At 67.8% G+C, this 7,861-nt stretch carries 5 protein-coding genes; all 5 read left to right on the forward strand.

Features of this window, described 5'->3' with window-relative positions; genetic code table 11:
• The first annotated feature begins 33 nt into the window (after positions 1-33).
• The 5 genes from Q9R39_RS21990 (at position 34) to tyrS (ending at position 7,415) form a co-directional block, all read left to right on the forward strand.
• Positions 34-1,233, forward strand: coding sequence for an argininosuccinate synthase (locus tag Q9R39_RS21990; protein ID WP_058253842.1), 1,200 nt, complete (start codon positions 34-36; stop codon positions 1,231-1,233).
• Positions 1,230-2,702, forward strand: coding sequence for an argininosuccinate lyase (gene argH, locus Q9R39_RS21995; RefSeq protein WP_311278254.1), 1,473 nt, complete (start codon positions 1,230-1,232; stop codon positions 2,700-2,702). The genes Q9R39_RS21990 and argH overlap by 4 nt, the downstream gene beginning before the upstream one ends.
• Positions 2,703-2,797: 95 nt before the next feature.
• Positions 2,798-5,794, forward strand: coding sequence for an AMP-binding protein (locus Q9R39_RS22000; protein ID WP_311278255.1), 2,997 nt, complete (start codon positions 2,798-2,800; stop codon positions 5,792-5,794).
• A gap of 5 nt (positions 5,795-5,799) precedes the next feature.
• Positions 5,800-6,021: a Trm112 family protein gene (locus Q9R39_RS22005; protein ID WP_058253839.1), complete on the forward strand. Its 222-nt coding sequence runs from the start codon at positions 5,800-5,802 to the stop codon at positions 6,019-6,021.
• Between the two features lie 59 nt (positions 6,022-6,080).
• Complete coding sequence (gene tyrS, locus Q9R39_RS22010) at positions 6,081-7,415, forward strand: tyrosine--tRNA ligase (protein WP_058253838.1); 1,335 nt, start codon at positions 6,081-6,083, stop codon at positions 7,413-7,415.
• Positions 7,416-7,861: the final 446 nt, after the last annotated feature.

The following is a 7,861-nucleotide window of genomic DNA, read 5'->3' on the forward strand; positions in this document are numbered from 1 at the left end:
CTCGGTCATCGCGCAGAACAGGAGCTTCACCTCATGGCAGAACGTGTCGTACTCGCATACTCAGGCGGCCTGGACACCTCGGTCGCGATCAGCTGGATCCAGAAGGAGACCGGCAAAGAGGTCGTCGCCGTGGCACTCGACCTCGGTCAGGGCGGCGAGGACATGGAGGTCATCCGCCAGCGCGCACTCGACTGCGGCGCGGTCGAGGCCGTCGTGGTCGATGCCCGCGACGAGTTCGCCGACGAGTACTGCCTCGGCGCGATCACCTCGAATGCGCTCTACATGGATCGTTATCCGCTCGTCTCGGCGCTGTCGCGCCCGCTGATCGCCAAGCACCTGGTCACCGCCGCCCGTGATCACGGCGGCACCGTCGTCGCCCATGGATGCACCGGCAAGGGCAACGACCAGGTCCGCTTCGAAGTCGGTTTCGCCACCCTGGCGCCCGATCTGCAGGTGCTCGCGCCGGTCCGCGACTACGCCTGGACCCGAGAGAAGGCGATCGCCTTCGCCGGGGAGAACGACATCCCGATCAACGTGACCAAGAAGTCGCCGTTCTCGATCGACCAGAACGTGTGGGGACGCGCCGTCGAGACCGGCTTCCTCGAGGACCTGTGGAACGCGCCGACGAAGGACGTCTACGACTACACCGAAGACCCCACCGTCAACTGGAACTCGCCCGACGAGGTCATCATCGGCTTCGACAAGGGCCGCCCGGTCAGCATCGACGGCCGCCCGGTGAGCGTCCTCGAGGCGATCCAGGAACTCAACCGTCGGGCCGGCGCCCAGGGCGTCGGACGCCTCGACGTGGTGGAGGACCGCCTGGTGGGCATCAAGAGCCGCGAGGTCTACGAGGCGCCCGGCGCCATGGTTCTCATCCGCGCACACGAGGAACTCGAGCACGTGACCATCGAGCGCGAGCTCGGCCGCTACAAGCGCGGCACCGACCAGAAGTGGGCCGAGCTGGTGTACGACGGTCTCTGGTTCTCGCCGCTGAAGCGGTCGCTGGACGCGTTCGTCGCCTCCACGCAGGAGCACGTGACCGGCGAGATCCGGCTGACCCTGCACGGCGGCACGATCGCCGCGACCGGCCGCCGCAGCTCGGAGTCGCTCTACGACTTCAACCTCGCGACCTACGACGAGGGCGACACCTTCGATCAGTCCGCGGCCCGCGGCTTCGTCGAGCTGCACGGCCTGTCGTCGAAGATCGCCGCGAAGCGGGACCTGAATCTGTGAGTGCGGGCACCGGCGGCGGCAGCGGCCCGGAGACCGGCGGGACGACCAACCAGGGTTCGCTCTGGGGCGGTCGCTTCGCCGGTGGACCGGCGGAGGCGATGGCCGCGCTGAGCAAGTCGACCCATTTCGACTGGGCCCTGGCCCCGTTCGACATCGAGGCGTCCAAAGCGCATGCACGGGTGCTGAACAAGGCCGGGCTGCTCACCGCCGAGGACCTCACCGGCATGCTCGACGGGCTCGATCGCCTGGCCGCCGATGTCGCCGACGGCAGCTTCGGGCCGGCCGAGTCCGACGAGGACGTCCACGGCGCCCTCGAGCGTGGCCTGATCGAGCGCGTCGGTCCCGAACTCGGGGGCCGGTTACGCGCGGGGCGCTCACGCAACGACCAGGTCGCGACCCTGTTCCGGATGTGGCTGCGCGCCGCCATGCGGCGGGTCGCATTGGGCCTGCTCGACGTCGTCGACGCGCTCACCGCACAGGCGGCGGCCCATCCCGACGCGATCATGCCGGGCAAGACGCACCTGCAGGCCGCACAGCCGGTCCTGCTGGGGCACCATCTGCTGGCGCACGCGCAACCACTCCTGCGCGACATCGACCGGCTCGCCGACGCGGATCGTCGAACCGCGGTGTCGCCCTACGGTTCCGGCGCCCTGGCCGGCTCCTCCCTCGGCCTCGATCCGACGGCGATCGCCGCCGACCTGGGCTTCGACGCACCCGCGGAGAACTCGATCGACGCCACCTCATCGCGCGATTTCGCCGCGGAGGCCGCGTTCGTCTTCGCGATGATCGCAGTCGACCTCTCCCGGTTGTCCGAAGAAGTGATCATCTGGAGCACACCGGAATTCGGCTACGTGACGCTGGCCGACGCGTGGTCCACCGGCAGCTCGATCATGCCGCAGAAGAAGAACCCGGACGTTGCCGAACTCATGCGCGGCAAGGCCGGTCGTCTCATCGGCGACCTCACCGGATTGCTCGCCACACTGAAGGCGCAGCCGCTGGCGTACAACCGGGACCTGCAGGAGGACAAGGAACCGGTCTTCGACGCGGTGGCCCAACTGGAGCTGCTGCTGCCCGCGGTGACCGGCCTGGTCGCCACGCTGGAGTTTCACACCGATCGCATGGCGGAACTCGCGCCGGCGGGCTTCACCCTGGCCACCGACATCGCCGAATGGATGGTCCGACAGGGCGTGCCGTTCCGGGTGGCGCACGAGGCCGCGGGTGCGTGTGTCCGCGAGGCCGAGTCCCGGGGCGTCGGCCTGGACGAACTCGACGACGCGACGCTGGCCGGTGTCCATCCGGCGTTGACGCCGGCGGTGCGTGACGTCCTGACCGTCCGCGGTTCGGTCGAGTCGCGCAACGCGCACGGCGGCACCGCACCCGGACAGGTCCGGCGGCAGATCGACGTCGTCACGGCCCAGACCGCCGATCTCCGGACACGCTGGACCGCTGGGCACGGCGGGCGCCACTGATCCCGGACGACTGGGTACAGTGACCTGTGTCACCGACGCCGCGTCGATCAACGCGCTGGTGAGGCCGGTACACCGACGACGGGAGGATCGACACGATGGCGGTGTGGGACGGGGGCCCCGATCTCGTGGGGGTGGTCGGCAGGGTGTTGGCCACCGCGCAGAACGGCCTCGAGGTGCTGCGGTTCGGTGGACTGGAGACCGGCACCGAACCGGCGCCCTTCGCGGTCGTCGAGACACACAAGATGTTCCGGCTGCGTCGGTATTTCCCGAACGATCCGTCGACCGGCCCGAACATCGTCCTGGTGCCGCCGATGATGGTGTCGGCCAACGTCTATGACGTCACCGAGCACAACGGTGCGGTGTCGATTCTGCACCGCAACGGCGTCACGCCGTGGGTCGTCGACTTCGGTTCACCCGACTCCGAAGAAGGGGGGATGGAACGCAATCTCGCCGACCATGTGGTCGCGATCAGCCACGCGATCGACCTGATCGTCGAGGCGACCGGCCGTGACATCCACCTCGCCGGGTATTCGCAGGGCGGGATGTTCGCCTACCAGACCGCGGCCTACCGCCGGTCCAAGGGGATCGCGAGTCTGATCACGTTCGGCAGCCCCGTCGACGTCCTCGCCGCACTGCCCCTGGGGCTGCCCGCGGGACTGGTGGCCCCGGCGGCCGAGTTCCTGGCCGACAAGGCGTTCTCACGCAATCTCTGGGTGCGGGATTGGATGGCGCGCACCGGCTTCCAGCTCCTGGATCCGGTGAAGACGGTGCGCAGCCGCATCGACTTCCTGCGCCGTCTGCACGATCGTGAGGCGCTGCTGCCACGGGAGGACCAGCGCCGCTTCCTGGAGGCCGACGGCTGGGTCGCATGGTCCGGCCCGGCGATCGCGGAGCTGCTCCGGCAGTTCGTGGCGCACAACCGCATGGTCTCCGGCGGCTTCGTGATCAACGGCGATCTGGTGTCCCTCGCCGAGATCACCTGCCCGGTGCTCGCGTTCGTGGGCGATGCCGACGACATCGGGCAACCGGCGGCGGTACGGGGCATCGTCCGCGCCGCGCCCGACGCGGAGGTGTACGAATCCACCCTGCCGGCCGGACATTTCGGACTCGTGGTCGGTAGCGCGGCCGGTGAACACACCTGGCCGACGACCTCCGACTGGGTGAACTGGCTCTCCGACAACGGTCCGCGGCCCGAACTCGTCTCCGAGATGTCGCTCGTCGAGCCGGGTCACGGCGGCGGGGTCAGCCTGTCGTCGCGACTCACGCACGGGGTGGGGTCGGTGGCCGACGCCGGCACCGCCGCCTCGCGCGAATTGCTCGGCCTGGCCAACTCCCTGCAGCGCACCTCGCGAGCCGTCGCCTCGGAGTCGGTGCGGACCGTCCCCCGATTGTTCCGGCTGGGACAGATCCAGAGCGGGACGCGCATTTCCCTGTCGAAGCTGATGGCCGAGAACACCAAGCGCGGCGGCGACAAGGAACTGTTCCTCTTCGAGAACCGTGTGCTCACCCACGCCCAGGTGAACACGCGTATCGACAACGTGGTCGCCGGGCTGGTCGACTGCTGCATCCGCCCCGGCCAGCACATCGGTGTCCTGATGGACACCCGGCCGAGCGCCCTGGTCGTCATCGCGGCGCTCTCGCGCCTGGGCGCGGTGGCGGTGCTGCTCGCCGCGGACGCCGACGTCCGCGAGATGATGCGGCTCGCCGACAGCTCGGTCATCGTCACCGACCCCACCAATCTCGATCTCGCCAGTGCCGCCTCCGACCGCGTCCTGGTACTCGGCGGCGGCAGTGGCGACTCCCGGGCGATCGACGGTGCGGACGGCACGTCGATCGTCGACATGGAACGCATCGATCCCGACGAAGTCGTGATGCCGACCTGGTACCGGCCCGACCCCGGTCTCGCGGGCGACCTCGCGTTCATCCTGTTCAGCCGGGCTTACGGCAAGCTCGTCCCGTGGCCGGTGACCAACCACCGGTTCGCGATGTCGGCCTTCGGCGCCGCGGCCGCGGCGGCGCTCACCGACCGCGACACCGTGTACTGCCTGCCGCCGCTGCACCACGCGTCGGGGCTGCTCACGACCCTGGGGGCGACGGTGGTCGGGCGGTCGAGGATCGCGCTGTCGAACGGCATCGATCCCAAGAACTTCGCCGTCGAGGTGCAGCGCTACGGCATCACCGTCGTGTCCTACACCTGGTCGATGCTCAGCGGCATCGTTCGCGACCCCGACTTCCACATCAACCAGCACAACCCGATCCGGTTGTTCATGGGCTCGGGTATGTCGGCGGGACTCTGGGAGGACGTGTGCTCGAGTTTCCCCCGCGCGCGCATCCTCGAGTTCTTCGCGACCGCCGACGGCTCGGCGATCCTCGCGAACGTCTCCGGGGACAAGTTGTCCTCCGTCGGCCGGCCGCTGCCGGAGACGAACCCGGTCGAGGTCGCGGCCTACGACATCGTCGGCGACCGGTTGCTCATCGACGACTCGGGCTTCGTCCGCCGGGCGGAGACGGGGGAGCCCGGTCTGCTCCTCGCCAAGGCCAAGCACAAGTTCGACACCAACGGGACGGTGCTCCGCGACGTCTTCACGACGCGTGATCGGTGGGAGGTGTCGGGTCACTTGTTCGTGCGCGACGCCGACGGCGACCTGTACTTCCTCGGAGCGACCGACCGCGTGCTCCGGACCGCGGACGGCCCGGTGTTCATCCCCCCGATCGCCCACGCCCTGTCCCGACTGAAGAGCGTCGACCAGGTCGTCGTCTACGGGGTCGGCGAACCCGGCCACCAAGTCGTCGTCGCGGCGATGACCCTCCGGCCCGGGGTCACGCCGGACTCGCTCACGGTCACACAACTGCGGATCGCGCTGGGGGAGTACCGGGCCGAGGAGCGCCCTCATCTCGTTTACGTCGTCGACGAGATCCCGCAGTCGGCGTCGTTCCGCCCGCTCAGCACCGGTCTGGTCGAGGAGGGACTTCCGAAACCGGGTGCGCGCGTCTGGTATCGCGACGACGAAGGGCGCTATCGCAGGTACACGAGGACCGTGGCGGAGAAGCTGGACTGGAGCGGGACCTCGACGCGCAATGCCCTAGGCTGATCCGGGTGACGACACGCGCTGAGGCCATCGACCCGATCGTGCGCGAACGCCTGGCCTGCCCGCAGGACCACGGTCCGCTGGTCGACGCCGGCGACGAGCTCTACAACCCGCGGCTGCATGTCGCCTACCGCATCGACTCCGACGGCATCCCGGTGATGCTCGTCGACGAGGCGCGCACGGTCGACGACGCCGAGCACGAGCGCATCGTCGGTTCTCAGCCGGAGTAGCCCGCCAACGGGAGTCACCTCGACCGCACCTCGATCTCGTCGGATGACAAGATCGAGGGGTGAGTGCTGACAACGTCGAACCCCCCCGACCGGCCGCGTCCTCCCGGCCGACTGCCGTCCCCGCCACCGTCGACATCCTCGACGAACTGCAATGGCGCGGGCTGATCGCCCAGTCCACCGATCTCGGTGCACTGGGGGAGGCGCTCGCGAACGGACCGGTCACGTTGTACGCGGGCTTCGACCCGACGGCGGCGAGTCTGCACGCCGGCCACCTCGTCCCGTTGCTGACCCTCAAGCGTTTCCAGTTGGCGGGTCATCGTCCGATCGTCCTCGCAGGTGGTGCCACCGGTCTGATCGGTGATCCCCGCGAGGTGGGGGAGCGGACGATGAACTCGGCCGACACCGTGGCCGAGTGGGCCGCGCGTATCGATGCGCAGCTTCGGCGGTTCGTCGACATCGACGACACCCCTACGGGCGCCGTGGTGGTGAACAACCTGGACTGGACCGGCAAGCTGTCGGCGATCGAGTTCCTCCGCGACCTGGGTAAGCACTTCTCGGTGAACGTGATGCTCGCGCGCGACACGGTGAAGCGACGCCTCGAAGCCGACGGCATGAGCTACGCGGAGTTCAGCTACCTGCTCCTGCAGTCGAACGACTTCGTGGAACTGAACCGCCGGTACGGATGTGTGCTGCAGATCGGTGGTTCCGACCAGTGGGGCAACATCGTCGGCGGCGTGGATCTGGCCCGTCGACTCGACGGCTCGGCGCTGCACGGGATGACGGTTCCGCTCGTGACCTCGTCGGACGGCAAGAAGTTCGGCAAGTCCACGGGTGGGGGCAGTCTGTGGCTCGACCCGGAACTGACGAGCCCCTACTCCTGGTACCAGTACTTCGTGAACACGGCGGACGCCGATGTCATCCGTTACCTGCGCTGGTTCACCTTCCTGGGGCGCGAGGAGATCGACGAACTCGAACGTGCCACCGCCGAGACCCCGCACCTGCGGCGCGCACAGCGCACACTCGCCGCCGAGATGACGACCCTCATCCACGGTCAGGCCAACACCGATGCGGTCCAACTGGCCAGCCAGGCACTGTTCGGTCGGGCCGAGCTCGATGAACTCGACGAGGCGACCCTCGCGGCCGCGGTCGGGGAGACCTCGATCGCCGAGTACAGCGAGACCCGTCCGACGATCATCGAGTTGCTGGTCGACACGAAGCTGTCGGAGTCCAACAAAGCTGCTCGCCGTGCAGTGTCCGAGGGCGGCGCCTACGTGAACAACACCAAGATCACCGACCCGGAGTGGCAGCCGGCCGACGCCGATCTGCTCCACGGGCGGTGGTTGGTGGTGCGTCGCGGCAAGAAGAGTTTCGCCGGCGCCAAACTGGGCCTCTGACCTGGCGATTTGACGCGTTGTTCGCGCCTGTGTAACTTAATCGACGCACCGCAGAGAGCAACTCCCCCGGAGCCGCAAGCCCCGGGGAAGTAACAGCGCCCGAGCCACTCGCTCGGGCCGCCTGTGCGGGCCACTCCCGAGAACAAGAGCGTGAGTATTTCTCGCGCTCTGGGAAAGCTCATCGGAGCCGGCTTCACATCGAAGGCGTCTGGTGGGTGTGTGTTCTTTGAGAACTCGATAGTGTGTTGGTGGATTGTTTGATGCCATATTGTGGTGTCAGATGGTTTGCTTGGATGATGTGTCCGCGGCTTTGATGTCGCGTGACGCTGATGAGTTTATTTTTTGATGCCAGTTTTTTTGAGGATTATTTTGGTCAGGTTTTGCTTTCCTGGTTGAAGATTTTGTGTTGAAACGTCGGCCCTTTTGGGGCTGGTTTGGTTTCTACA

This window comes from Gordonia sp. AC31 (assembly GCF_031844505.1).
GTDB classification, from domain to species: Bacteria; Actinomycetota; Actinomycetes; order Mycobacteriales; family Mycobacteriaceae; genus Gordonia; species Gordonia hongkongensis.